The following is a 25,076-nucleotide window of genomic DNA, read 5'->3' on the forward strand; positions in this document are numbered from 1 at the left end:
CTAGCTCGCCAGCATAGTTCGCAATCGACCCAGCGCCACCAGCTTTCCCTCGTGTTCCATGCGCACCTCCCACAGCTGGGTGCGCCGTCCCCGCTGGATCCCTGTGGCCCGCGCGGTTACCGTGCCGGAGGAGACTGGGCGCAGGAAATCGGTGGTGTTATTGACCCCCACGATCGGCTTGCCCTCGGCGGCAACCAGAGCCGCCAGCGAGGCTACTCCTTCGGTCAGCACGCAGTAGATCCCCCCGTGCACCAGCCCCATCGGCTGCTTGTGGCGCCCATCCACGGCCATCTCCGCGCGCACCTCGTCCGGTCCTATGGCGGTAAACCTAATGCCCAGGGCCGCCTCGGCTCCCTGCTTAGCGGAATTGATCTGGTCGAGCGCCGCCTGTGGGAGGGGTTCGCGGGCGGCCAGCTGCATCATCTTGGTAAAGTCCATTTCCCTATCCAAGCACTTTTGGCACCGCTCGGGGTAGTGTTTTGGGCATGACTACTACTTCGCAGGCACAGATCGGCGTCATTGGGCTCGCGGTGATGGGCTCCAATCTCGCCCGTAACTTCGCTCATCACGGACACGCCGTGGCCGTCTATAACCGCACCTCGGCTAAGACCGAGGAGTTCATCGCCCACCATGGTTCGGAAGGGACCTTCCTGCCCGCCGAGACCATCGAGGACTTCGTGGCCTCCCTGGAGCGCCCCCGGCGCGCCATCATCATGGTACAGGCTGGCGCCGCCACCGACGCCGTGATTAATCAGTTGGTGGACGCCATGGAGGAAGGCGACATCATTGTCGATGGCGGCAACGCCCTCTATACCGACACGGTGCGTCGCGAGAAGGAAATTTCCGCACGGGGCCTGCACTTCGTGGGTACCGGCATCTCTGGTGGCGAGGAAGGTGCCCTCCGTGGTCCGTCGATCATGCCGGGCGGTACCGCGGAATCCTACGCCTCGCTGGGTCCTCTGCTGGAGGATATCTCGGCCAAGGTGGATGGCACCGCCTGCTGCACCCACATCGGCCCAGATGGGGCCGGGCACTTCGTCAAGATGGTGCACAACGGCATCGAGTACGCAGACATGCAGGTCATCGGCGAGGCCTACCATTTGCTACGCTATGCTGCCGGGTTGGAGCCCGCGCGGATCGCGGAGATCTTCACCGAGTGGAACAAGGGGGATCTTAACTCCTACCTCATCGAGATCACCGCGGAGGTGCTCGCTCAGGTGGACGCCGCCACCGGCAAGCCGCTGATCGACGTCATCGTGGATTCCGCTGGACAAAAAGGCACCGGACGCTGGACGGTTAAGGCCGCCCTGGATCTGGGCATTGCGGTCACCGGCATCGGCGAGGCCGTCTTTGCCCGAGCGTTGTCCGGTGCTCGCGCCCAGCGCGCCGCCGCGACGAACCTGCCCACCGGGGATGTGAGCAGCCTGGCCGGCCTTGGCGTGGACACCGAGGACTTCGTTGAGGACGTACGCCGCGCGCTCTACGCCTCCAAGATGGTGGCTTATGCCCAGGGCTTCGACGAGATTCGGGCGGGGTCCGTCGAGCACGGTTGGAACGTCGATCCCCGCGACCTCGCCACCATCTGGCGCGGCGGCTGCATCATCCGGGCCAAGTTCCTCAACCGCATCGTGGAGGCCTACGACGATAACCCGCAGGTGGAATCGCTCCTCCTGGCTCCCTACTTCACCGAGGAGATCGCCAACTGCCTCGACTCCTGGCGCCGCGTGGTCGTCGCCGCCACCCGGCTGGGCCTTCCCATCCCGGTCTTTTCTTCCTCGCTGTCCTACTACGACAGCCTGCGCGCCGAGCGCCTGCCCGCCGCCCTGATCCAGGCCCAGCGCGATTTCTTTGGTGCCCATACCTACGAGCGCACCGACCGCCCGGGTCACTTCCACACCCTGTGGTCAGAGGATCGCTCCGAGGTTGAGGCCTAGTACACTCACCGGGTGACCTCTTTCGCAGACCTCGGCCTCCCCGATCCCCTCCACCGCGCCCTGCGGGCCCAGGGGATCACCACTGCCTTCCCTATTCAGGAGGCGACGATCCCGGACATCCTCGCCGGCCGTGATCTTCTCGGCCGCGGCCCCACCGGCTCGGGAAAGACCTTCGCCTTCGGTCTGCCCATGCTCGCCCTGCTCGCCGGTGCCCCCTCGCGGCCGGGCCACCCCCGCGGCCTGGTGTTGGTGCCCACACGGGAACTCGCAGCCCAGATTAGGGAACGCCTGGCCGACCCCGCCGCCGCGCTCGGCCTGCGCGTCCTCGATGTGGTCGGCGGGGTCAATATCAAAAGGCACAGGGCTTCCCTCGCCGCCCCCGTGGATCTGCTCGTGGCCACCCCCGGGCGTGCTCAGGACCTCGTCAACCAGGGCGATCTCTTCTTCGACAGCGTCCGGATCACCGCCCTTGACGAGGCCGATCAGATGGCGGATATGGGCTTTTTGCCCCAGGTGCGCAGGCTGCTTGATCTGACTCCCCGCGGCCAACGGCTGCTTTTCTCCGCCACCCTGGATGGGCAGGTGGATACCCTGGTCAAGCGCTACCTCACCAACCCCGCGCGACACTCCACCGCCCCCGCCGCGGCCGCAGTGGACACCATGAGCCACTACACGCTTCTCGTGGGCACCCGCGAGGCGCGCAACGAGGTCGTGCTGCGCATCGCCGCCCGCAGGGGGCGCACCATCATGTTTATGCGCACCAAGCACGGAGTGGATCGGCAGGTCAAAAAGCTCCAGCGCGCCGGGATTGCGGCCGCTGGCCTGCACGGAAACAAGGGGCAGTCCACCCGCACCAAGGCTCTGGCAGGCTTCGCGGATGGTTCCATTCCTGTCCTGGTGGCCACGGACATCGCCGCGCGCGGGATCGATATCGGCGAGGTCTCCCTGGTCGTCCACGTGGACCCGCCGGCCGAGCACAAGGCCTATCTGCACCGCGCCGGACGTACCGCGCGCGCTGGAGACAGCGGTACCGTGGTCACCCTGGTGATGGAGGAACAAAAAGACGAGGTGGCGCACTTGCTGCGCCGGGCTGGGGTCGAGGCCGTGGAGGAAAAAGTCACCCCAGACTCCCCCGCTTTAGCTAAGATCACGGGTGCACGCACACCCAAGAAGAAAGCTGGTGCTTAGGCCCCGCGGGGGCTACCACCATGGACGTATTGATCAGTATTCTTTCCCTCCTCGGTTTCGTGGTGCTCACGGCCAGCACTGGTTTGTTCGTGGCCATCGAGTTTGCCCTCACCGGGGTGGAGCGTTCCACCGTGGATAATCACGTCAAGGAACGCGGCGACGCCTCCGCCCGCGCCGTGCAGCGGGACTTCCGCAACCTTTCCTTCGTCCTCTCCGGCGCGCAACTGGGCATCACGATCACGACCCTGGCTACGGGTTTCCTCGCCGAGCCGATCCTGGCTCAGTATTTCACCCCGCTACTGCGCTTGCTGGGACTGCCCGAGGAATCATCGACCACGGTGGCGCTGGTGCTGGCCATGCTCGTGGCCACGGTGCTCTCGATGGTGTTCGGGGAACTCGTCCCCAAAAATATCGCGATCACCATGCCGCTTCCGGTAGCTCGCTTTGTGGTACATCCGGTGCACATCTTTAATACCGCCTTCGCTTGGTTCATCGCCTTTCTCAATGTGACGGCCAATTGGACGGTGCGCAAGCTGGGGATCGAACCGACCGAGGAGCTCGCCTCCGCGCGCTCCCCCCAAGAGCTCGGCTCCCTGGTGCGCAATTCCGTCGGCCGTGGCGGCATCGATGCTGCCACGGCCGAGGTATTGGAGGCTTCTCTTAAGTTCGGTGAGACCACGGCCGAGGAACTCATGACCCCTCGATCCACCGTGGATCTACTCCAGGCAGAAGAAACCATCCAGCATCTCATCGCCCTCAGCCTGGAGACCGGGCACTCCCGGTTCCCGGTGGTGCGCGGCGATCTCGACGAGACCCTGGGCGTGGTGCACGTCAAGGATGCCTTTTCCGTTTCCGCCGCCCAGCGCACCACCGTGACCGTGGGGTCTTTGGCGCGCCCGATTCCCGCTATCCCAGAGTCCCTGGGCGGTGACGCCGTGCTCAAGGCAGTCCGCTCGGCAGGATCGCAGATGGTGCTAGTGGCCGACGAATACGGTGGCACCGCCGGAATCATCACCATCGAAGACGTGGTGGAGGAGATCCTGGGTGATGTTTACGACGAACACGACGATCAGGTCGCGGAGCGAGATTTTCAGCGCTTTGGCACCAGCTGGGAGGTTTCCGGCCTGGTGCGCACCGCCGAGCTTAGCGAGGAGATCGGCTACCAGGCTCCCGAGGGTCCCTATGAGACCCTCGGCGGGCTCATCATGGCCCAGCTGGCCCGCATTCCTGTGGTGGGCGATGCCGTGGTTCTCCCCGGTGCGGATCGCTGGCTCGCCAGGGTCTCCGGCATGGATGAGCGCCGCATCGATCGGGTCATCCTCACCCCGATCACGGAGGAAGAGGCAAAGGAGTACCAGCAGTGAGTATTCTGACCACGGTGGCACTGATCGCCGGCCTGTTGCTCGTCAATGCTTTCTTTGTGGCCAGCGAGTTCGCCCTAATCTCCTCCCGCAAGGATCGGGTGGAGGCGCTCATCGCCCAGGGGCGTCCCGGTGCGGGAAGGGCGCTCTATGCTACCGAGCATCTCTCGCTCATGCTCGCCGGGGCGCAGTTTGGTATCACCCTGTGTTCCCTGGTGTTGGGCAAGGTAGCCGAACCCGCCGTCGCCCACTTCGTGGAGGGGCCTTTTAGCGCCTTGGGGATGCCCGCGGATCTCATCCATCCGCTGTCCTTTCTCATTGCCCTAGCGATCATCACGTTCTTGCATATCCTCTTCGGGGAGATGGTGCCCAAGAACATCGCCATCGCTGGGCCGGAGACCCTGGCGCTGTGGCTGGCTCCCGGCATCATCGGCTGGGTGCGCCTCACCAAGCCGATCATTATTTTCCTCAATTGGGTGGCGCGAATCACGCTGCGTCTTTTCGGCATCGAGCAGAAAGACGAGCTGGATTCCACCGTGGATCACACACAGTTGGCCTCGATGATCGCGGAGTCGCGCGCCGAAGGCTACCTGGATGCCGAGGAACATGCTCGCCTCAGCAAGGCACTGCGCTCGGAAAATCGCAGTCTCACGGAGGTCATGATCCCGCTTGATCGGGTGCGCAGCCTGGACTTTGGCCGCACGGGCCCCACCATCGGCGACCTAGAAGACCTGGTGCGCGAGACCGGCTTTTCGCGCTTCCCCGTCACCAGGCGCGACGGCTCCTACCTCGGCTACATCCACGTCAAGGACGTGCTCGGGTGGATGTCCACTTCCTCGGCGCAGACGGTGATACCGCGCACGCAGCTGCGCCCACTCATCTTCATCGATGGCCAGGAGCCGCTCGACGAGGCCTTGCATACCCTGCACGTGCGTTCCGCCCACATGGCCCAGGTCCGCGATCGCGGCGAGCTCATTGGGATCGTGGCCCTAGAAGATCTCATCGAGGAATACGTGGGAACCGTCACGGACTGGACACACGAGGACTAAGGATGCGCTACCTCGATCCCGAGCAGTGGATGGCGGAGATGGCCGCGCACGAGCGGCGCGCCGACGCGCTGACCGCCGAGCATCGTCGGCGACGCCAACGCCAGGAAAAGCACCCCGTCTTCGATTTTCTCTTCGACTATTACCAGGTACGCCCCGGACAGTTGCGCCGCTGGCATCCCGGCGTGGGCACGATGCTGCGCGGCCCCGCTCCGCACGCACAGTGGCGAGATTATCACGGTGAGGACCCCGTGGGGGTGGATGTCGCCGGATTCCTGCACCGGCGCGGCGAAGGCGTGGCCGCGATCGGCGAGCTCCTGGTGCGCACCGAACGTCGCCCCGCGCGCTTCGATTGCTTTGGTCTCCATGAATGGGCCATGGTTTACCACGGCACCCCGAGGCACAATCTACCGCTGCGCCTAGGAACGGAGGCCACCAACAGGGTGGTAGAAGACCATCAGCTTCGCTGCACTCATTACGATGCCTTCCGCTTTTTCACCCCACCCGCGCGCCCGCTTAACCTCACGGTGCTCAGCCGTGCGGATCAAATACGCCACGACCAAGGCGGATGCGTGCACGCCACGATGGATCTTTACAAATGGGCCCACAAGCTCGGTCCCCTGGTTCCCGGGCAATTGCTTCTTGATTCCTTTACGCTCGCCCGCCGAGCCCGCATCCTGGATATGGAGGCCTCTCCCTATGATGTGCGCGGACTGGGATTTGGCGTGGTCGCCATTGAAACCGCGGAGGGCAAGACCGAATACGTGCGCCGCCAGCGCGAGTTAAGCCGCAGTGCGCAACCGATCCGGGAGGCCCTGGTGGAGATTATTGATAAAGTCAAAGAGGCTAGACTTCTAGCCACACGTGCGACTACCTAAAACAGGGAGGGTTTCCGGGTGCCGGGCCAACACAGATCAGAAAGCCAAAGCTATGGCACGGTGATCACCACGATCATCGTCGTCTTTCTCGTCATCGCCGCTGTGGTGTGGTGGCTTTTCTACCACCACGACGACTCCGCCGAACCCGGCCAGGCCAACAGCGCCTGCGAGAACACGGTCATCCTCCCCATCGCGGAGCAGTACCCCGGTGCCGCGGACATGTTCCTGCGCGATTTCTCCGCGCCGTGCGTCACCCCGGAGCTCGTGGACTCCCCCGCTCAGTCGGCCCTCTACATTGGGATCGATTCCCCCGCCACGGACGCGGCGCTCTCCCAGCAGGGCCGCTCCCGCATTCCCGGCCAGGCCCGCGTGGTGGGCACCGCCCCCGTGGGGTTGAGCGCACCCCAACCCGTGACCGCACCGGTCGATCCGCAGGCAGTGTTTTATGGTTCCGATCCCGCTGTCGCCGAGGCGGCGGCCCTGGCGCTCACCCGCGATCCCGAGGCCGCGCAGGCCCTCGTCGCCCGGGATGCTCAGGCCGCCGCCCCCGCTGACCCCGCGGTGCCGCTGGCCGTCACCGCGACCACCAACCCCGAGGGACGCGCCTTTAGCCCACTGCCCGACGCCGAGCTGGCCTTCTCCGCCATCGCCCTGAATCCTCAGGAGGAAACCTCCCAGGAGGTCGTCGACGCCGCCACGGCCGCGGCCTACCCGCAGCAGAAGGAGGGGCAACGGGACGCCCAGGCTCCCGCCGCCCACACTCTCTTCCTCCTCGATGCCTCCGAACGCATGGCCCCGCAGTTCGATGCCGTTCGCGCTGCTCTCGACGCGGAGGCGCAACAGCTCGACCAGCCGGTGGCCCTGTGGAATTACTCCTCCCCGCTCAATCCCGGGGTGACGCGCCCGTGGCGCGATAACGTCCCCTTCGGCCCCGCGCAGGAGATTACCCCGGTGCTCCAGGGATTCGGTACCGGCGGTATTCCGCTGACCCGCACCTCCGTGCTCGCCGCCCTGCGCACCGCCGCCGAGCACTCGCAGGTCACGGAGCAACCCACCCGGGTGGTGCTCTTTACCTCCGGCACCGCCGCCGAAGACCTCGACGACGCCGCCTTTGACCGCCAGGTGACCAGCGCGCTAGAAAACCCCCAGGTCTCCCTGGAGGTCGTGCAGGTAGGCGATCAGGCGGATAAGATTCTCACTGACCGGGCAGATTCCACCCGGAAGTTCTAGGAACTCTTGCGAGCCCGGCGACGGGCCGCGAGTTCATCTACAGCGATCACGTTATCCATCTCCGCGATCCGCTCCGAGGGGAAGGCGGCGATGGTGCCGGATAGTTCCTTGACGATGCCCGGCACGGCGATGCCGAACACCCCCTGGCCCCCACCCAACAGGTCGATGACTTCGTCCGCCGAACGGCATTCGTACACGGTGGTGCCGTCGGAGACCAGCGTGATCTCCGCGATATCGTCCACACCACGATCACGGAGACGCTCGACGGCGAGGCGAATATTTTGCAGGGAAATACCGGTGTCGAGCAGGCGCTTAACAATCTTGAGTACGAGGATATCGCGGAAGGAATACAGGCGCTGCGAGCCAGATCCCCGGGCACCCCGAATAGAAGGTTTGACCAAGTTGGTGCGCGCCCAGTAATCGAGTTGCCGATACGTGATACCCGCGACCTGGCAGGCGATGGGCACGCGATAGCCCACTTCCTCCCCCGGACCTAGGTCGAAGAGTGATTGCTGCACAGGGCGATCCTGGATGTTGCTCACGCTCGGTACTCCCACACGGTGTGTTGATCTTTTTGCGCTTTCTCGCGCCTTTCCTAGGGACAAGACTATCCCACGGCCACAGGAATCACGCGCGACACGCCTTAAAACCTAAACCTCAAGTTGAAGTTTAGAGATCTCTTTCACCGTTGTCATCCCCAGTCGCATCCGATCCGCCGGAGAGATCCTCCTCCGAGACCCCCAGCTGGCGCATCATGAGCTCGAAATCCGCATCCGCCTGGGCATCCCGGGAGGCCAATGACACGGAATCGGGAGTCGGCCCAAAGCTCAGGTTCAGATATTCGCGCAGGGAGTCATCGGCGGCGAAAAAGGAGAACTGAGTGAGTACGTCCTCCGCCACCCCAAAGGGCAGCTCCAAAGCACGCGCAACCAGCAGGGCGTCCGAGGGACGAGCATCGATCTCCGCGCCATCATCGAGCACAATGGTGGCCACAAAAACCCCCTCGAAGGCACTGGTAATACCAATCTCCGTCGCCCCGGCGACGCGCACAACCTCCGCGAGCACGTCCGCGGTGCTGGGGCGGCGGGGCTCGCTATCCTCCGCAAGCGCCTCGGCGGCAAGCGGCGATACCCACAGGGGCAGGATCCGGTTGCGTTGTTCCCAACGCAAAACCACGCAGCGAAAGCCCTCCGGCCCCACGGCACGGACGCCACGAAACTCAACGGGGATCATAGATCCAGCTCGTCTCGCAGGGCCTTCTTGAATAAAGAAGCATGCAGGGAGACGACCAAGGCGCTCATCTGCTGGCTCAGCTCCTCGGCCTGCTGCTTGGCGCCGCGGGACTGGGACTTCGCCACGGGCCCAGCCACCTGGCCAATGAGATCCGCCTGGCGGCGCGCGGCGTTACGCAAGGAGCGCAGGTGACGCTCGTCGAAGCCAAATCCCCGCAGGGCCTCGGCGTTGCTCACCACCGTCACGTCGTCGGCGCTAAAAAGACCCGCCGCATCCGGACTGATCAACTTCGCCGCCAGACACGCCTCCACCACGGAGGGCGCCACCCCGGCTTTGCGCGCCACCTCGACGTCCGTGAGACGCAGGGGGGAGCTGCGGAAATTCTCCGGAGCAACCAGGGCGTGCGAGATCGCGGTGACACGCCCGGAATCCATAGCCTCCAGCTGCTCGCGGATCACCTTCAGCGGGAGGTAGTTATCGCGCTGGGTGGTCAGAATGTAGCGCAACCGCTCCACGTCCTGATCGGTAAAGCGGCGGTAACCCGAGGAGGTCCGCTGGGGCATGACCAGACCCTCGGACTCCAAAAATCGAATCTTAGACACGGTGACATCGGGAAATTCCTGACGCAACCGCTCCAGGACGACTCCAATGGACATCGTTTTTTTTGGCTTCGGCGTGGCCGCAGCTTTACTTACAGCGCTCATAGGATGATGACAATAGCGAGAAGGAGGGGTTTACTTTGCGGAGGAAAGATACACTAGGCGGAACTTACCAATCTGGATTTCATCCCCGGCGGACAGCGTCTCCGCGTTGCGCGGTTCGCGATTGACGTAGGTGCCATTGAGGGATCCCACGTCTACGACCTCGTACTCGCCGTCGTCGGTGAGACGAAACTCCGCGTGGCGACGCGAAACCGTGACATCGTCGAGGAAGATATCCGACTCCGGGTGACGGCCGGCGGTGGTCGTAACCTGATCGAGCAGGAATCGGGCGCCGGCGTTGGGGCCACGCTTGACAACGAGGAGCGCAGAACCTTCCGGCAGGTTCTCGGCGCTCACGGCGGCCGGAGCGCTCGATTCCATCTCCTTGAGCAGATCCGCACGAAAAACCGAGGTGGTTTCCACCTGCTGCTGGCCGGTTCCGGTGTTCTCGCTCATTACTTTTAGTCCTCCACTTGTTTGGGGTAAACGCTAGCTACACATCATACCGATATGTCCATCCTCCGACGATGTTACCGGAAGATAGCACCGATGCCGCGCACGACGGAATTGCCTCCGGCCAGCGGATTATCGGACACCATGTACGTCCACGTGGCCGAGGGACGAACCAGACCACAGTCTTCCAGGTGCGCGCCGTCCTCATCGATCACTACCTCGGCGAACGTCTCCACCGCGGCATCCACCGCCCGCTGTGCCAGATCCTTAAACTCGCGCACGGCGATGCGGTGATACTCGTCCAATGGGGTTTCCCGGGCGATAGCGCGCAGGTGAATCGACTCGCGTACGTCGTCCATCAAAGCCAGGTGGTCGGCCCAGGCGCTATCGAGATGATAGAGCATAATCTGGCGGGCGGCCTGTTCCCGAGTATCTAGCCCGGCCACCTTGGCGGCGCGCTGCGGGGCACGCTCGGCAAGCTCCTTCCAAGCCTGATCCGTATCCAGTAGCCGAGCACGGCGGGCATCGATAATCTCGCGCTGATCCGCCAGAAGTTTGTTGTACTTCCAGGTCTGCGCGTGAATCTCCAGCAGCTGCCCCTCGGTCACCCGCTGGCAGTGCTCCACAAAGTCGCGCACCTTCTTCTGCTCGATGCGCCCGTGGGCATCTGGATGGGCCGTTATCTCCTCCCCAGCCCCGCCGGTCACCACCACGTCGTCCTCCAAGGACACGAAAAAGAGAGACAGGCCTGGATCACCCTGGCGCCCCGCGCGCCCGCGCAGCTGATTATCGAGGCGAGCGGAGCGATACCGCGAGGTGCCGATCACCGCGAGTCCCTCCGTCACGGATTCCCCGAGCCGGATATCCGTGCCTCGCCCAGCCATCTGGGTAGACACCGTCACTCGCCCCGGCTGGCCCGCCTGCGCAATAATCCCGGCCTCCTCGGCGTCGTTCTTCGCATTGAGCACCGCCGCCTCGATGCCGCGCCGATGCAGCTCTCGAGCCAGGGCCTCGGACTCGGCCACATCCTGGGTGCCCACCAGCACCGGTTGCTCGGTGGCGTGCAGGGCCACAATCTCCTCCACGATCGCGGCGTTCTTCTCCGCCATCGTGGCGTAGATACGATCCGCCTCGTCGAAGCGGCGCAGCGGCTTATTGCGCTCGATGACGGACACCCGCAGATCATAGAACTGGCGCAGCTGATCGGTGGCCTCCACCGCGGTGCCCGTCATACCGCACACCAGGGGGTAGCGCCCCATGAGAGCCTGCAGGGTGATCGTATCCAGAATCTTTCCCCCCTCGGTCACGCGCAAGCCTTCCTTGGCCTCCACGGCGGCCTGCAACCCATCGGGCCAACGCTGCAGGTCCGCCACACGCCCCCGAGAAGCGTCGATCAGCTGGACCCTACCGTCCCGCACGATGTAGTGGACATCGCGATGCAGGAGAGCCCTGGCGTGCAGCGCCACATTGACCTGCACCAAGGTGCCCCCCACGTGGTCATCGTCGTAAAGGCTGGGAATACCGAGCGCGCGCTCTACCTTGCCCGCGCCCTGCTCGGTGAGAAATACGTTGCGCTTATCCTCATCGGTGGTGTAATCCTCCTTTTCCCGCAGTCCTCGCACCACATCGGTAATCTGCCCGGTGGGGGCGGTACCGGGTTGGCTTCCCGCCAGCACCAGCGGAACCAGGGCCTCGTCCACCAATACCGAATCCGCCTCATCCACCAGAGCCACGTCCGCGGGGGCCTGCACCGCCGCGGTGCGGCTCACCACCTGCTGGTCACGCAGCACGTCGAAACCAATCTCATTGACCGGCCCATACACTACGTCGCACCCATAGGCCTCTCGCCGGTGCTCCGGGGGCAACGCTTCCGTGATCGCCCCCACGCTCACCCCGAAGAACTCCACCAGGGGGCGCATCCACTGCGCGTCGCGCATAGCCAGGTAATCGTTCACGGTGATGACGTGCACGCGCTTTCCCATGAGCGCGAAGCCGGTGGCCGCCATCGCCCCCACCAGGGTTTTCCCCTCGCCGGTGGCCATGTGCACCACGTCGCCTTCCAGTAGCCGCAGCACCGCCTGCGCTTGTACCCTAAAGGGAGTCATCCCCAGCGTGCGCCGTGAAGCCTCCCCCAGCACCGCCAGGAAGTCCGCGGGGTTCTTCAGCTGGCCCCCGGCCAGGGCGGCACGAGCGCGCTCGTTGAGTTCATCCTCGCCGAGGGCAGCCACGTCTCCCGCTAGGTCCGCCGCTGCCTCGGTGATCGCCACGCTGCGCTTCTGGTTCCGACTCGTTCCCGAGCCCATGGCCTTCCAGAACCAATCGAATGCGCCCATAAGGTAATGCCTTCCGTAGCGTGCGGGGTTACAACCCCTTTATCCTAGGGCAATGCAGTCCCATCCCGTCACCCTCCCCTTCGCCAAGGCCACCCTCGACGCCCCCGAGGAGCCTCGGGCCTATGCCCTCATCGCCCACTGCTTTGCCGGCTCGCGCCACAACCTCGCCACCGCTCGAATCAGCAAGCGCCTCGCCCAGCACGGCATTGCCGCCCTGCGCTTCGACTTCCCCACCCTCATGCTGAGTGATCACATCGAGCACGTGCGCCGCGCCCACGACTGGCTCGCTGCAGAATGCGAGGGCCCACGCCTCCTCGTGGGGCATTCCCTCGGCGGGGCCGCCCTCCTGCGAGCCGCCCTTGACGTCGCCTGCGCCACCGTGGGATCCCCGCACGACCCACACCGCAGCATCCTGCCCTACGTTCACGGCGACACCGCCACCATCACCGGCTATACCATCGACCTGCCCGACGGATTCCTCGACGATCTCGCCTCACATACTCCCTACGCCGCGCCCGCGGCCCCCCTGCTCGTTCTCCATTCCCCGGAAGACGAGGTAGTCCCCATCGCGGAGGCCGAGGAGATTGTCCATCACGCCGATTACCCCACGTCCTTCCTCTCCCTGACGCACGCCAACCACATGCTGACCACCGACGGCAGCGCGCACCGCGCCGCCGATCTGATCTGCGCGTGGTTCGACTCCCTTTAGCAGCCTTGCGCTGGCGATTTCATAAAATAAAGGGCGCTGCTGTAGTCTCTTCCTCGTTGCAGATAATGCAGACGGACTGTGGCGCAGTTTGGCAGCGCACTACACTGGGGGTGTAGGGGTCGCAGGTTCAAATCCTGTCAGTCCGACCATAAAGGGCGCGGGAAACCGCGCCCTTTTGTCATATCTCCGACCGCTACATACTTCCCCCTCCGAGCGGCCTAACGCCGCTCGATCCCGAAAAAACTCAGAACCGCATCCGTGGCAAACTGCTTGGGCACGGTGGTATTAAGGTCCTCCGGGTTGCCGTCCCAGATGTGCACGCCGCCGTAGACCGTATAAAACTCCGTGGGCGCGTCGCAGCCCTGCCACACGGTGCGCTCGATGGTCTCTCCCACCGGCTTGGTAATCGGCTCGCGGCATTTGTTGCGCACCACGTCCGCCTCACGGGCCTCGTCGACGGAATAATACCGAGTGCCGTGGCGAGTTCCACCGTCGTACTGCATCACCTGATCCGCGGTTCCGTGGATCGCCAGGATCGGCAGGGGGGACTCGGAGCAACCGTCGCGGATGCCGTTGTAATTAGCGGAGGACACGGAGGCCACGCCCCGGATCACGTCATCGACGCGGCATCCCAGCAGCGTGGCAAAGCCGCCGCCATTGGACATTCCCGCAGCAAAAACCCGCTCCCGGTCGATGGGATACGTCGCCTCCAGCCGCCCCATGATATCGCGCACCAGAGCCTCATCACCCCTGTTCTCGTTGGTTTGAGCATAGGGCCCCCCGCCCCAAGCTCTGGTGAGACCGTCGGGATAGATCAGGATCGCCTGGGCATCATCCATCCGCGCGTATTCCTGCATGAGGGCTGCATTCTCCTGCCAGCCGTGAAACATAAAAAGCACAGGGTAGCCCTTATCCGGGGCGGGTTCCGTGGGCATGGCAAGAATGAGGGAACGCTTCATGCCCGCCGAAGACATACTGATCGTCGAGCTTTCCCCGGGAAGGGTCTCCTCGAAGGCGGCGTAGCCCTCCTCCCCGCCCTTATCCTCCACCGAGACCAGCCCCACCAGGGAAAACCCGGCGATCACCCCCACGGCCACGAGCGCGATAACGGTGCGCAGGCGCTTCATCCGCGGCGGCCCCTCGACCAGGCTCTCCCGAGTTGCGCATACTGCCCGCCACGAGCGAGCAGTTCCTTGTAGCTGCCCGCCGCTATCGCCTCGCCGTTATCCATGACCAAAACTTTATCTGCTAGGGCCACATGGTCAAGACGATACCCGCACAGACCTCGAACGCACCCCAAGGAGAGGCCCCACGGTCAGGTCGAGGCTGTTCCCGATGAGCAGGATAAGAGAGAACGAGAAACTCGCACAGCGTGATCCAGGCCCACCACGCCACCATGGTGGTGTTCGTCGCACGACCGGGGGATCATCGCCGCGCAGCCAGGAGGTACCTAGCATCTCGTGGATGCGCCGCATAACCCCACGGGGTGGCCGCCCGCCGGGGAATCGTGCGAGACTATGGTGCGGAACAACAAGGGCACGACGGGGTACTATCCTCATCCGTGTATCCTTCCCGGACGGAGCAACCGCGCTTCCGCACCACCGAGCAGCGCCTGGTCGCCGCGCGCGCCTTCGACGCGGGAGCGCGCGCGTATCACGACGTGCGACCCGGCTACCCCGAGGAGATTATTGCCCTGCTGCGCGGGGCGCGCACAGTGGTAGACGTGGGAGCCGGAACCGGCAAACTCACTGCGGCCCTGGCTCGACACCACGAGGTGCTGGCCCTCGACCCCAGCCCGGAGATGATTTCCCTCGCAGCCCGCCACGCCCCTGCCTGGAGGGCCACGGCGGAACACACCGGTCTGGCTACGCACAGCGTGGACGCGGCGGCCTGCGCGCAGACGTGGCATTGGTTAGACGTCGAGGCAACCTGCGCGGAGCTCGATCGCGTTATTCGCCCCGGCGGGCGGATACTGCTGGTATGGAACACCCTAGATGTCTCCGATGCCTGGGTGCTGCGCCTGAGTCGCATCATGCACGCCGGCGACGTACTGCGCCCCGGTTTTTATCCCGCCGTAGCCGCCCCCTGGCGCCTGGCCACCGAGGAGCGCCTCACCTGGCAGGATCACCTCACTCCCCCGGAGATCCTTGCCCTGGCGCGCACCCGATCGTACTGGCTACGCTCCCCGCACAGCATCCGGCAGCGGGTGGAATCCAACCTGGAGTGGTATCTCTATGAGCACTCAGGCTACGGGGAGGAGGATGTCATCGCGCTGCCCTATCGCTGCGATGCCTTCGTCTTCTCGCGCACCCGCACCGCGATGCGCACCGGGCTGCCGTGAAAGCCGAACTCCTCGCGCAGCTTGCGCTCGAGGTACCGACGATACCCGGCGTCCAGGAAGCCCGTGGTAAAGAGCACAATCGTGGGGGGGCGGGTACTGGCCTGGGTAGCAAAGAGCACCTTGGGCAGGCGATTATTCTTCATCGGCGGCGGGTTTTTAGCGATGGTCTCGCGCAGCCAGTTATTCAACCGGCCGGTGGAGATGCGCTGATCCCAGCTTTCCAGGGCCTCCAGCATGGCCGGCTCGAGCTTCTGCAAGGCGCGCCCGGTCTTGGCCGAGACGTTGATCCGGTTCACCCAAGGCAGGTGCGCAAGTTGGAGGTCTAGCTCGCGGTCGAGTTCCCAGCGGCGATTCTCGTCCATGAGATCCCACTTATTCATGGCGATCACCAGGGCCTTGCCCGCATCGAGCACCATTCCGAGCACCCGCTGATCCTGCTCCGAGATGGGTTCGGAGGCGTCAATCAGCATCACGCACACCTCGGCGGCGTCGATGACGCCCCGGGTCCGCAGCGAGGCGTAATACTCGTGGCCGTGGGCGTTTTTGACCTTCTTGCGCAGCCCCGCGGTATCCACGAACTTCCACAGGTTCTGATCCAGCTGCACTAGGGAGTCCACCGGGTCCACGGTGGTTCCGGCGACGTTATCAACCACCGAGCGTTCCTCGCCGGTGAACTTGTTGAGCAGCGAGGACTTCCCTACGTTGGGCCGCCCCACCAGGGCCACCCGTCGCGGGCCGGAGACGATCGACATCGCCCGCGGCTGATCGGGGAAGGAGTCGATGATCTTATCCAGCACGTCCGCGCCGCCGCGACCGTGCTGGGCCGAAACCGGGTAGGGGTCGCCCAGACCCAGGGCATAGAACTCCGTCACGTCGGCGTATTGCGCATCCGAGTCGAACTTGTTGGCCACCAGGATCACGGGTACCTCGGAGCGCTGGAGTCTCCTGGCCATAACCTCGTCGGTGGCGGTGATGCCTACCTTGGTATCTACCACGAACACGATCGCGTCCGCGGTGGCCATCGCGGCCTCCGCCTGGCGGGCGATGGCGGCATGGATCCCCTTGACGTTGGGGTCCCAGCCTCCGGTGTCTTGCACCCAGAAGCGCCGCCCGGCCCAGTCTGAAAGATAGCTCACGCGGTCGCGAGTCACACCAGGGGTGTCCTCCACCACGGCCTCTCGACGGCCCAAAAAGCGGTTCACCAGGGACGACTTGCCCACGTTGGGGCGTCCCACGATGGCCACCGTGCATAGGGCCTCCCGCTCATGATCCTCCTCGTACTCCAAGGCCATTTCGCTATCGATGATGAGCCCGGTGAGGTTATCGATGACCTCCTCGAGCGTCATCTCGGAGGTATCCACCACCACGGCGTCCTCGGCCGGACGCAGCGGGGAGTCCTCGCGCGTGGAGTCTGCCTCGTCTCGGCGTTGCACGTCCGCCAGCACCGCCTCAAAGTCCGCCTCCCGGCCCGCTGCGCGATCTTGCTCATAGCGGCGTCGGGCGCGCACCTCGGCATCGGCGGTGAGGTAGATCTTCACGGGGGCTTCCGGGAACACCACGGTGCCGATGTCACGCCCCTCCACGATCGCGCGCCCGGCCTCCAGGGCAATCCTGCGCTGGAGCGCCACCAAGTTGCGACGCACCTCCGGGATCGCGGAGACCGCCGAGACGTGCTTGGTGACTTCGGGCCCGCGGATAGCCTCCTCGTCAAAATCGGTGGGCAGCTCGGACGTCACCTTGACCACGGCCGCGGTATCTCGGGGATCCACCCCGGCTTCGATGACGGCCAGGGTAGCCGCCCGATACATCGCCCCGGTGTCCACGTATCGAGCGTCCAGCCGCTGAGCGAGTTCCCGGCAGGTACTAGATTTACCGGTTCCCGCCGGACCGTCTACGGTCACAATCAGGCCATTCACATTCCCACCGCCTTATAGAGACTGGTCAATTCCGAACGATTGAGCGCGCGCATGGAGCCGGGTTTTTGCTCCCCCAGCTGCACCGTGTGGATCTTGGTACGCACCAGGCGTTGCACCGGGTATCCCGCTGCCTTGAGCAAGCGACGCACGATGTGCTTGCGTCCCTCGTGCAGCTCTATCCGGATGATGGACTGGCCGTTGTGCACGTCCACCACCTGTGCGTAGTCCACCTTGGCGGGCCCATCATCGAGTTCCATGCCCTTGCGCAACGTGGCGATGAGGGCACGGTCGGCCTCACCGAGCACGGTGGCCATGTACGTTTTTGCGATCCCATACTTGGGGTGCATGAGGCGGTTGGCCAGTTCGCCGTCGTTGGTGAGGATGATCAGCCCCTCGGTGTCCGCGTCCAGGCGGCCGACGTGGAAAAGGCGCTTGCCCGCGGCCACCCGCTCGCCCACGATATCCCCGATGCACGGCCTGTTGAGGTCATCGTGCATAGTGGACTGCATGCCGCGCGGCTTATTGAGCACGAAGTATACGGTGTCCTCGTTGACGTTGACGCGCACGCCGTCGACGCGAATGATGTCCACATTGGGATCCACCCGCATACCCTGGCGATCCACGACCTTGCCGTTGACCTCCACTCGCCCGGCGTCGATCAGGATCTCCGAGTGCCGCCGCGAGGCCACCCCGGCCTGGGCGAGGACCTTTTGAAGGCGAACTCCGCCCGCCGAGGGATTCTCGCGGCGCTCGTTGAGGCTCACGTTTTGGTGCCGCGCGGGGCGGGCAAAAGAGAGCTCGATGGGCTCGTCCTTCACAGATGCGTCCTTCCTCATGTGCTTACTGTGCGCTCGTCATACTACCCCGGATACTCTTCATCAATATGATCGAGTTCCGGTAAGAGCGGCGCGAGATCCGGCAGGCGATCCAGGGAATCGATACCCATGAGTTCGAGGAACAACTCCGTGGTGGCATAGGTGTGGGGAGCTTCGGCCTCCCTAATAAGGCCGCGCAGCTGTAAGGTGCGCATGACGCCATCGACGTTGACACCGCGCACCGCGGAAACCTGGGCGCGCGTTACCGGCTGACGATAGGCCACCACCGCGAGCGTTTCCAGCGCGGCCCGCGACAGCCGCGTCTGCGTGCCGTCGAGAACAAAGGCCTCTACCGCCGGCGCGTTGGCCTGGCGGGTATAAAGGCGCCATCCTTCGCTATTTTCCCGCAGGTCAAAGCCCGATCCACGCTCGTCGAACTCCACCGCGATGGCCCGCAGGGTATCGAGCACCACGGTCTCCTCCGCCTCCACCGCCCGAGCCAAGGCCGCGGGAGTCACCGGGGCATCCACCACCAGCAAGATGGACTCAATCTGCGAGCGCACCTTGTTCACAGCAACACCCGCACATCCCCATATCCGGCGACCGTGGCGGCCAGTGCTCCCAGGCAGGCACGCTCGCCCCGGCTAAAGATGAGCGCGCGGGCACCCCCGGCGCGCCGCTCCAGCTGCTCGCGCAGATCCTCCGCGAAGTACCCTTCTTTGTCGATCAGGGAGGTCTCTAATTCCTCGTCCATCTCCAGCGTGGTGACGTACCCGTCGGATTCCGGTTCGTCGGCAATGCGCTCCCACGCCACCGCGGCGGTAATGTCGCCCGGTCGTTGGGGTTGTCCTCGGTGCCCCGTGGCACGACCCGAGGCCTTCCACGCCGCCACTCCCCCGTCGAGAACGGCCACGTTATGTAGTCCCGCCACCTTGGCCAGCCACCACACGTAGGGGGCTTGGTCCCCGTAGACGATCACCGGGGTGTCATCGCTGATGCCCCGGGCCGTGAAATGCTCGCGGGGATCGTCTACCTGCTCGCCTGCGTCCATCTCCAGGGAGCCGGGGATCGCCTCCTCGGCTTCGCGCGCGGCATGGAGCACCACCGCCTTGCCGCGCAATCTGGCGCACTGCTCGACATCAATAATCGCTGCCATGGGCACCACGATACGGCTAATCCCAGTTAGCCGCGGCCACCACTGCCGGATCCACCTCCAGTCCGGTCCACGCCACGGTCAATTCGCCCAGTGGATCGTGCTGGTTTACCTCCACGGCCCGGGCCTTGTACAGCTCGAGCAAGGCAAGGAACCGGCCCACCACCTGCATCGAAACACCGCAATCACCGGTCAGGGCCGCGAAAGTCAGCCATCGCTGCGCACCCGCGATCCGCAGCATCTCCAGTATCCGGCCGGCCTGCTCCGGGACGGATACCGCCACCTGGTGCGCGTGATCGGTGGAGACCCCCTCGGGTGGCCTGGGCCGAAATACTCCCGCGGCGATCCGAGCAAAGTGCTCCTTGTTCGGCAGGCTAACCGGAGGCAGCAATGCGGCGAAGGGTTCCTCTATCGCCACGGCGCGCGGGTAGCGGCGTTGCGCGGCGCGCTGCCATTGGGCCAGAAGATCGGCCACCTTTTTATAGGCGCGATACTGCAAAAGCCGAGCAAAGAGAAGGTCGCGGGCGGACAGGAGTTCCACATCCGCCTCGTCATCCACCTGTCCCCTGGGCACCAGGCGGGCCGCCTTGAGGTCGAGCAGGGTGACTGCGACCACGAGGAATTCGGTGGTTTCTTCTAGTTCCGCCCGCGCGCCCAGTGCCCTGGTATAGGCGATGAACTCGTCGGTGACCTCCGCGAGGGCCACCTCCGTCACGTTGAGTTTCTTGGAGTGAATGAGCTGGAGCAAAAGATCGAAGGGGCCCTCGAAGTTGTCCAGGGCCACGCGGAATTCGCTCACACCCGCTCGATGACCTCCTTGGCCAGATCCCGGTACTGCTCTGCCCCCTGGGAACGCGGAGCCCAGGAGATGATGGGTTCGCCCGCTACGGAGGTCTCAGGAAAGCGCACGGTGCGGGTGATCACGGAATCGAAGACCTTGTCGCCAAAGACCTCGACCACCCGGGACATGACCTCGCGCGCGTGGCTGGTGCGCCGATCAAACATGGTGACCAGGATGCCCATGATGTCTAGGTCGAAGTTGAGACGATCGCGCACCTTTTCCACGGTGTCGGTCAGCAACGCCAAACCACGCAGCGAGAAGTATTCGCACTCCATCGGGATGATGACGCCGTGCGCGCACGCTAGCGCATTGACCGTCAGCAGGCCCAGGGACGGCTGGCAATCCAAAATAATGAAGTCGTACTCCTTCATGACCGGCCGCAGAACCCTGGCGAGGGTTTGTTCCCGCCCCACCTCATTGACCAGTTGAATCTCCGCCGCGGAGAGATCGATATTGGCCGGGACCAGATCCAATCCCGGCACGGCGGTGCGGTGCAGAGCACTGTGAATACTGGAACGATTGTCCACCAACAGGTTATAGACGGTGACGTCGAGTTCCTCGTGGGCTACCCCAAGGCCGGCGGAAAGCGCCCCCTGGGGGTCGAGATCCACGAGCAGGACCTTGCGGCCCAGTTCCGCAAGGCAGGCACCGAGGTTAATGGTCGAGGTGGTCTTGCCCACCCCACCCTTTTGGTTGCACATCGCCACGATGGTGGCGGGACCATGACTGTCCAGCGGGGCGGGTTCGGGCAAGTCGCGCAACGGCCGACCAGTCAGCCCGACGGACTCAGCAGCACCCACAGTCATACCCACTTCCTTGGCCGAAAACTACACCCGCGTCATTTTCTGCCCTAAAGAGTACAGGCTTTACCCGGGAGATACAGAAACAAGTCTACAGACTTGACTGGGGGCGGGACCCTACATCCAATCCTCCCCGTCCCGGCGACGAGGAATAATTGTATAGAACACCGGATCCAAGCCATCGCCTCGACTATCACAGGGAGCAATAATTTACGGAGGGATCAGAAGAAACATCTGCCCCAGGCATCCCCACCACACCCGTCCAGCGCCGGTCGCGTCAGCTCGACCATCGCATGCACCGAGAGGATGGCTTATCGATGCTGGTGGATCGGCGTTCCCGCCGATACGCAGCATCGTCCGGCGACGAAAGACTAGGCGCGAGGATGCGCTTGCCGCCAGGCAGACCGCAAGCTATCGGCCGTGACATGGGTATAGATCTGGGTAGTGGTCACGGAGGAATGACCGAGGAGCTCCTGCACCACTCGCACGTCCGCTCCACCCTCCAGAAGGTGAGTAGCAAAGCTATGGCGCAGGGTATGCGGGGAGATATGCTTATCAATTCCCGCGGCTTCCGCGCGCGCCTTGAGCACTGCCCAGCTACTCTGCCGCGATAGCCGCCCGCCGCGCCGATTGAGAAACAGCGCAGGGCAGCGCCCGCGGAAAGTCGGTCGGCCCCGCACTAGGTACGCCTCCACCGCCCGCAGGGCAGCGCCACCCACGGGCACGATGCGTTGCTTGGACCCCTTACCGGTCAGCACCACCATCTCGTCGATGTCGCCCACGTCGAGGGCCACCACCTCGGAAATCCGCGCGCCCGTGGCGTACAGCAACTCCACCAGGGCGCGATCCCGAAGATCCACGGGTGTCTCACTGGGGATGGAGTCAAGAAGGCGCCCCACCTCCTCGACGGTCCAAGTATCAGGTAGGTGTTGGCCCGTCACCGGCGGGGAGACCTCCCTGGCCACGTCCACGTCGAGCACCCCTTCTTCCACCCCAAAGCGGTGCAAGCCCCGGGCGACTACCAGGGCCCGCCCGGCGGAGGCCGCGGAAAGCCCTCCGCGGCGAAGATCCGCGACATAGGCCTCCACATCCATCTTGGTCACCTCGGCAAGCGGCTTGTCCAACCAATCCAGGTAGCGCTGCACGTCACGACGATAATTACTCAGCGTGTTCTGGCTCAGCCCCCGCTCCACGGCCAGGTGGTTAAGCCATGTCTGCGCCAGATCCACCGCGCCTCCTCACCAGGGCCTGTGGGCGCAGCGCAAAGGGAGTGTCCACGGGACGGGTCATCCCTTCCGCCGCGGCAAAGATACCCGCCACCGCCACGGCATTAACGATCTCCCCCCGTAGGATCATTTCCTTCGCCTGGGCCAGCGTCACCCAGGCCAGCTCCATGTCCGCCTCCTCGTCCCGTGGCTCGGGGCGCGGCGTGGGGGCCAACCCCGTGGCCAGGTACACGCGAGTCACCTCGTCGCTCACACCGGGGCTGGTAGCCACGTCAAGCAGCATCTCCCACCGACGAGCGCTTAGTCCCGCCTCCTCCATGAGTTCGCGCCGGGCCGCATCCACCGCATCTTCCCCGGCGATGTCGAGCAGTCCCGCGGGCAACTCCCACAAGCGCCGGCCCAGGGGGTGCCGGTACTGCCGCACGAGGGCAAGGCGCTCGCCATCGTGGGCCACCACCGCGACGGCCCCGAAGTGCTCCACGATCTCCCGGTGCGCGCTGCGGCCCCCGGGCATCGTCACGGCATCACGGCGCACCGCAATGATGGCGGCATCGAGCAGAACGCGGGAGTCGGTTATTTCATACATGCGGCGATAAGCCCCTCGAAGAGCGGATGCGGCCTGGTCGGGCGGGACTTATATTCCGGGTGAGCCTGCGTAGCCACCAGAAAGGGATGCTCGGGGTACTCCACGAACTCCACGAGGTCACCATCCGGCGAGGTGCCGGAAAACACCAGCCCGGAGCGCTCAATCTGCTCCCGGTAGGTGTTGTTGACCTCGAAGCGGTGCCGATGACGCTCGGAAACCTCCGTCGTACCGTACAGGCCCGCTACCACGGACCCCTCCCGCAGGCGCGCCGGATACGCCCCCAGGCGCATGGTTCCGCCCACGTCCGCGCGCCCCGCGACGATGTCCTCCTGCTCCGCCATCGTGGCAATCACCGGGGCCGGGGTGTCCGCGTCAAACTCGGTCGAGGAGGCATCCTCGATACCGACGCTACGGGCCGCCTCGATGACCACGCACTGTAACCCCAGGCAGATTCCCAGCAACGGTAGCCCGTGGTGTCTGGCGTAGCGCACCGCGGCAATCTTTCCCTCGATACCGCGCACCCCGAAACCACCGGGGATCACCACTCCGTCGCACTCCTCCAGAGCAGACATATCCTCGTCGGCGGAGATCCACACGATCCGAGCCCGCAAGCGATGGGCAAAGGCTGCCGCCCGCACCGCCTCCACCACGGAGAGGTACGCATCGGGCAAGTCGATGTATTTCCCCACGATTCCCACGGTGACCTCGCCGCGTGGATGATGCACGCGATCAAGCAGATCGGACCAGGCGGTCCAATCGACGTCCCGGAACGGCAGGCCGAGCCGACGAATCAAAAAGGTATCCAGGTGCTCCCGATACAGCACCTCGGGAATGTCGTAGATAGAGGCCGCGTCCGCGCACGAGATGACCCCTTCTTCTTCCACATCGCACATGAGCGCGATCTTGCGCTTGAGGGCCGTCGGCACCTCCCTATCGCAGCGCAACACCAGGGCGTCCGGGACGATACCGATGGACCGCAGCTCGGCCACGGAGTGCTGGGTGGGCTTCGTCTTCAGCTCCCCCGAGGGGGCCAGATACGGCACCAGGGAAACGTGAAGGAAAAAGATATTCTCCTTCCCCACCTCGTGGCGCACCTGGCGCACGGCTTCAAGGAAGGGCTGCGACTCTATGTCACCCACGGTGCCGCCGATCTCGGAGATCACCACGTCGGCGTCCTCCCCCATGGCCAAGATCCGCGCCTTGATCTCATCGGTGATGTGGGGAATGACCTGCACGGTCTTGCCCAGGTACTCCCCTCTACGTTCCTTGGCAATCACGGTGGAATACACCTTACCCGTGGTCACGTTAGCCTTGGAGGTCAGCGCCCTGTCCAGGAATCGCTCGTAGTGGCCCAGATCCAGATCCGTCTCCGCGCCGTCCTCGGTGACAAAGACCTCCCCGTGTTCAAAGGGATTCATGGTGCCGGGATCCACGTTGAGATAGGGATCCAGCTTCTGCATGGTGACCGAGAGGCCGCGGGCAGTGAGGAGCTGGCCAAGGCTAGCAGCCGTAAGACCCTTACCCAGGGAGGAGACGACGCCTCCGGTGACGAAGATATACTTGGTGGCCGTTTTCACGGAGCTTCAGTTTAACATATCCCGGAGCCGCAATACCACGCTGACCTGCTCGGACACCCGCTCCGGCGCCGGAGCTGGTACCACCGCGTTGCCGCGGGTCTCCAGGGCCGCCGCGAAGCTTTCCAGGGTGCGTTCGGCAAAACCCTCATCCGGACCGCCGAGCACCACGATTCCCTGCGCCGGCAGGATTGTTCCGCTGGCATAGGAGAGGAACCCCGCGTCGCGCAAGGCCATAAGCAGATCGGCCCGTTCCTCCACGGTGGCCTGGGGATCCCCCGTCTCTGGGTTAAGCATGAGCGCAGACCCCAACGCCTCCCCAGCGTGGGTTCCCGGATCAAGGCTGTGCTCCGATAGCTGCGCACCGGCCGGAAGCGTGTTGGTCACGATGGTCTTGAGGCTATCCGCCCCCTCTTGATCGAGGAAACGCCCCTCCAGGGTGATCTGCCCCGCATCGATCGCACCCGCCTGGTTAAGCCAACGGCGCACCGTGGACGCACGATCGGCCGCATCCGCCGTCGCGAAGATCAGCACGGGACGCTGATCGAGTGCGCCAGCCAGCGCGGCGGGCGCCAATCCCTCCACCACCCGATCCGAGGCATCCGCCTGGTCCGCGCTACGTTGCGCCCGTTGCTCGGCCTGGGCTACCGCTTGTTCATCGGTGTGATCCGCGGGCGCGAGCGCGAAGGCCCCCAGGGCGGAGCCCAGGGCAACGCCGAAGCCCAGCCCAGCGATCACCAATCCTGCTTTTGCCATGC

25 protein-coding genes and 1 tRNA gene are annotated in these 25,076 nt (G+C 64.5%); 9 read left to right on the plus strand and 17 right to left on the minus strand.

Going from position 1 to position 25,076, the window contains the following annotated elements; genetic code table 11:
• Window positions 1–438 carry a PaaI family thioesterase gene (locus H7347_RS03200; RefSeq protein ID WP_152821137.1) on the minus strand — a complete coding sequence of 146 codons (438 nt, stop codon included), beginning with the start codon at window positions 436–438 and terminating at the stop codon, window positions 1–3.
• 47 nt (window positions 439–485) lie between these two features.
• Here H7347_RS03200 and gndA point away from each other — a divergent pair, with 47 nt between their 5' ends.
• From gndA to H7347_RS03230, 6 genes are read left to right on the plus strand one after another with little or no spacing between them, the layout of a single operon-like run.
• Window positions 486–1,934, plus strand: coding sequence for an NADP-dependent phosphogluconate dehydrogenase (gndA, locus tag H7347_RS03205; protein WP_152821139.1), 1,449 nt, complete (start codon window positions 486–488; stop codon window positions 1,932–1,934).
• A gap of 12 nt (window positions 1,935–1,946) precedes the next feature.
• Window positions 1,947–3,122, plus strand: coding sequence for a DEAD/DEAH box helicase (locus H7347_RS03210; protein ID WP_186337171.1), 1,176 nt, complete (start codon window positions 1,947–1,949; stop codon window positions 3,120–3,122).
• 20 nt (window positions 3,123–3,142) lie between these two features.
• Window positions 3,143–4,486 (plus strand): hemolysin family protein, encoded by a 1,344-nt coding sequence (locus H7347_RS03215; RefSeq protein WP_152821141.1) that lies wholly within the window; start codon window positions 3,143–3,145, stop codon window positions 4,484–4,486.
• Complete coding sequence (locus H7347_RS03220) at window positions 4,483–5,532, plus strand: hemolysin family protein (RefSeq protein WP_186337172.1); 1,050 nt, start codon at window positions 4,483–4,485, stop codon at window positions 5,530–5,532. The genes H7347_RS03215 and H7347_RS03220 overlap by 4 nt, the downstream gene beginning before the upstream one ends.
• A 2-nt stretch (window positions 5,533–5,534) precedes the next feature.
• On the plus strand, window positions 5,535–6,407 hold the full coding sequence (locus tag H7347_RS03225; RefSeq protein ID WP_152821143.1) for a 3-methyladenine DNA glycosylase: 873 nt from the start codon (window positions 5,535–5,537) through the stop codon (window positions 6,405–6,407).
• 60 nt (window positions 6,408–6,467) lie between these two features.
• Window positions 6,468–7,637 (plus strand): vWA domain-containing protein, encoded by a 1,170-nt coding sequence (locus tag H7347_RS03230; RefSeq protein WP_152821145.1) that lies wholly within the window; start codon window positions 6,468–6,470, stop codon window positions 7,635–7,637.
• Here H7347_RS03230 and H7347_RS03235 read toward each other — a convergent pair.
• From H7347_RS03235 to secA2, 5 genes are all read right to left on the minus strand, one after another.
• Entirely contained in the window at window positions 7,634–8,179 is a 546-nt protein-coding gene (locus H7347_RS03235; RefSeq protein WP_186337173.1) for a MerR family transcriptional regulator, read from the minus strand. The genes H7347_RS03230 and H7347_RS03235 overlap by 4 nt on opposite strands.
• A 127-nt stretch (window positions 8,180–8,306) precedes the next feature.
• The gene (locus tag H7347_RS03240; protein ID WP_152821147.1) at window positions 8,307–8,870 is read right to left on the minus strand and encodes a bifunctional nuclease family protein; all 564 of its coding nucleotides are present in this window, start codon (window positions 8,868–8,870) and stop codon (window positions 8,307–8,309) included.
• On the minus strand, window positions 8,867–9,526 hold the full coding sequence (locus H7347_RS03245; protein WP_152821148.1) for a MerR family transcriptional regulator: 660 nt from the start codon (window positions 9,524–9,526) through the stop codon (window positions 8,867–8,869). Before H7347_RS03245 ends, H7347_RS03240 begins: the two co-directional genes overlap by 4 nt.
• Before the next feature lie 78 nt (window positions 9,527–9,604).
• Window positions 9,605–10,027 carry an oxoglutarate dehydrogenase inhibitor Odhl gene (gene odhI, locus H7347_RS03250; protein ID WP_152821150.1) on the minus strand — a complete coding sequence of 141 codons (423 nt, stop codon included), beginning with the start codon at window positions 10,025–10,027 and terminating at the stop codon, window positions 9,605–9,607.
• A 74-nt stretch (window positions 10,028–10,101) separates the two neighbouring features.
• The gene (secA2, locus tag H7347_RS03255; RefSeq protein ID WP_152821151.1) at window positions 10,102–12,357 is read right to left on the minus strand and encodes an accessory Sec system translocase SecA2; all 2,256 of its coding nucleotides are present in this window, start codon (window positions 12,355–12,357) and stop codon (window positions 10,102–10,104) included.
• A 52-nt stretch (window positions 12,358–12,409) separates the two neighbouring features.
• Between secA2 and H7347_RS03260 the strand changes: the two genes are divergently transcribed.
• Both H7347_RS03260 and H7347_RS03265 read left to right on the plus strand, forming a co-directional pair.
• On the plus strand, window positions 12,410–13,066 hold the full coding sequence (locus H7347_RS03260; RefSeq protein ID WP_152821153.1) for a S9 family peptidase: 657 nt from the start codon (window positions 12,410–12,412) through the stop codon (window positions 13,064–13,066).
• A gap of 72 nt (window positions 13,067–13,138) precedes the next feature.
• A tRNA-Pro gene (locus H7347_RS03265) sits at window positions 13,139–13,215 on the plus strand.
• A gap of 69 nt (window positions 13,216–13,284) precedes the next feature.
• On the opposite strand, the gene H7347_RS03270 is transcribed toward H7347_RS03265, so the two are convergent.
• Entirely contained in the window at window positions 13,285–14,193 is a 909-nt protein-coding gene (locus H7347_RS03270; RefSeq protein WP_152821155.1) for a PHB depolymerase family esterase, read from the minus strand.
• Between the two features lie 434 nt (window positions 14,194–14,627).
• On the opposite strand from H7347_RS03270, the gene H7347_RS03275 reads away from it, so the two are divergent.
• Window positions 14,628–15,407 carry a class I SAM-dependent methyltransferase gene (locus H7347_RS03275; protein ID WP_186337174.1) on the plus strand — a complete coding sequence of 260 codons (780 nt, stop codon included), beginning with the start codon at window positions 14,628–14,630 and terminating at the stop codon, window positions 15,405–15,407.
• Here H7347_RS03275 and der read toward each other — a convergent pair.
• From der to H7347_RS03325, 10 genes are all read right to left on the minus strand, one after another.
• Window positions 15,344–17,323 carry a ribosome biogenesis GTPase Der gene (gene der / locus H7347_RS03280; RefSeq protein WP_186337175.1) on the minus strand — a complete coding sequence of 660 codons (1,980 nt, stop codon included), beginning with the start codon at window positions 17,321–17,323 and terminating at the stop codon, window positions 15,344–15,346. The two genes, H7347_RS03275 and der, sit on opposite strands and share 64 nt — an antisense overlap.
• On the minus strand, window positions 17,320–18,159 hold the full coding sequence (locus H7347_RS03285; protein WP_152821157.1) for a pseudouridine synthase: 840 nt from the start codon (window positions 18,157–18,159) through the stop codon (window positions 17,320–17,322). The genes der and H7347_RS03285 overlap by 4 nt, the downstream gene beginning before the upstream one ends.
• Window positions 18,160–18,182: 23 nt before the next feature.
• On the minus strand, window positions 18,183–18,710 hold the full coding sequence (gene scpB, locus H7347_RS03290; protein WP_186337176.1) for an SMC-Scp complex subunit ScpB: 528 nt from the start codon (window positions 18,708–18,710) through the stop codon (window positions 18,183–18,185).
• Window positions 18,707–19,294 (minus strand): sulfurtransferase, encoded by a 588-nt coding sequence (locus H7347_RS03295; RefSeq protein ID WP_152821161.1) that lies wholly within the window; start codon window positions 19,292–19,294, stop codon window positions 18,707–18,709. Before H7347_RS03295 ends, scpB begins: the two co-directional genes overlap by 4 nt.
• 16 nt (window positions 19,295–19,310) lie before the next feature.
• Window positions 19,311–20,090, minus strand: a complete 780-nt coding sequence (locus H7347_RS03300) for a ScpA family protein (protein WP_370513894.1) — start codon at window positions 20,088–20,090, stop codon at window positions 19,311–19,313.
• Window positions 20,087–20,938, minus strand: coding sequence for a ParA family protein (locus H7347_RS03305; protein WP_152821165.1), 852 nt, complete (start codon window positions 20,936–20,938; stop codon window positions 20,087–20,089). The genes H7347_RS03300 and H7347_RS03305 overlap by 4 nt, the downstream gene beginning before the upstream one ends.
• A 365-nt stretch (window positions 20,939–21,303) precedes the next feature.
• The gene (xerD, locus tag H7347_RS03310) at window positions 21,304–22,161 is read right to left on the minus strand and encodes a site-specific tyrosine recombinase XerD (protein WP_186337177.1); all 858 of its coding nucleotides are present in this window, start codon (window positions 22,159–22,161) and stop codon (window positions 21,304–21,306) included.
• A complete protein-coding gene (locus tag H7347_RS03315; protein ID WP_152821167.1) occupies window positions 22,136–22,744 on the minus strand; it encodes an NUDIX hydrolase in 609 nt (202 codons plus the stop codon). The genes xerD and H7347_RS03315 overlap by 26 nt, the downstream gene beginning before the upstream one ends.
• On the minus strand, window positions 22,732–24,321 hold the full coding sequence (locus H7347_RS03320; protein ID WP_186337178.1) for a CTP synthase: 1,590 nt from the start codon (window positions 24,319–24,321) through the stop codon (window positions 22,732–22,734). Before H7347_RS03320 ends, H7347_RS03315 begins: the two co-directional genes overlap by 13 nt.
• 6 nt (window positions 24,322–24,327) lie before the next feature.
• Window positions 24,328–25,074: a copper transporter gene (locus H7347_RS03325; RefSeq protein WP_152821169.1), complete on the minus strand. Its 747-nt coding sequence runs from the start codon at window positions 25,072–25,074 to the stop codon at window positions 24,328–24,330.
• Window positions 25,075–25,076: the final 2 nt, after the last annotated feature.

This window comes from Corynebacterium sp. zg-331, from assembly GCF_014267345.1.
Taxonomy (GTDB): Bacteria; Actinomycetota; Actinomycetes; order Mycobacteriales; family Mycobacteriaceae; genus Corynebacterium.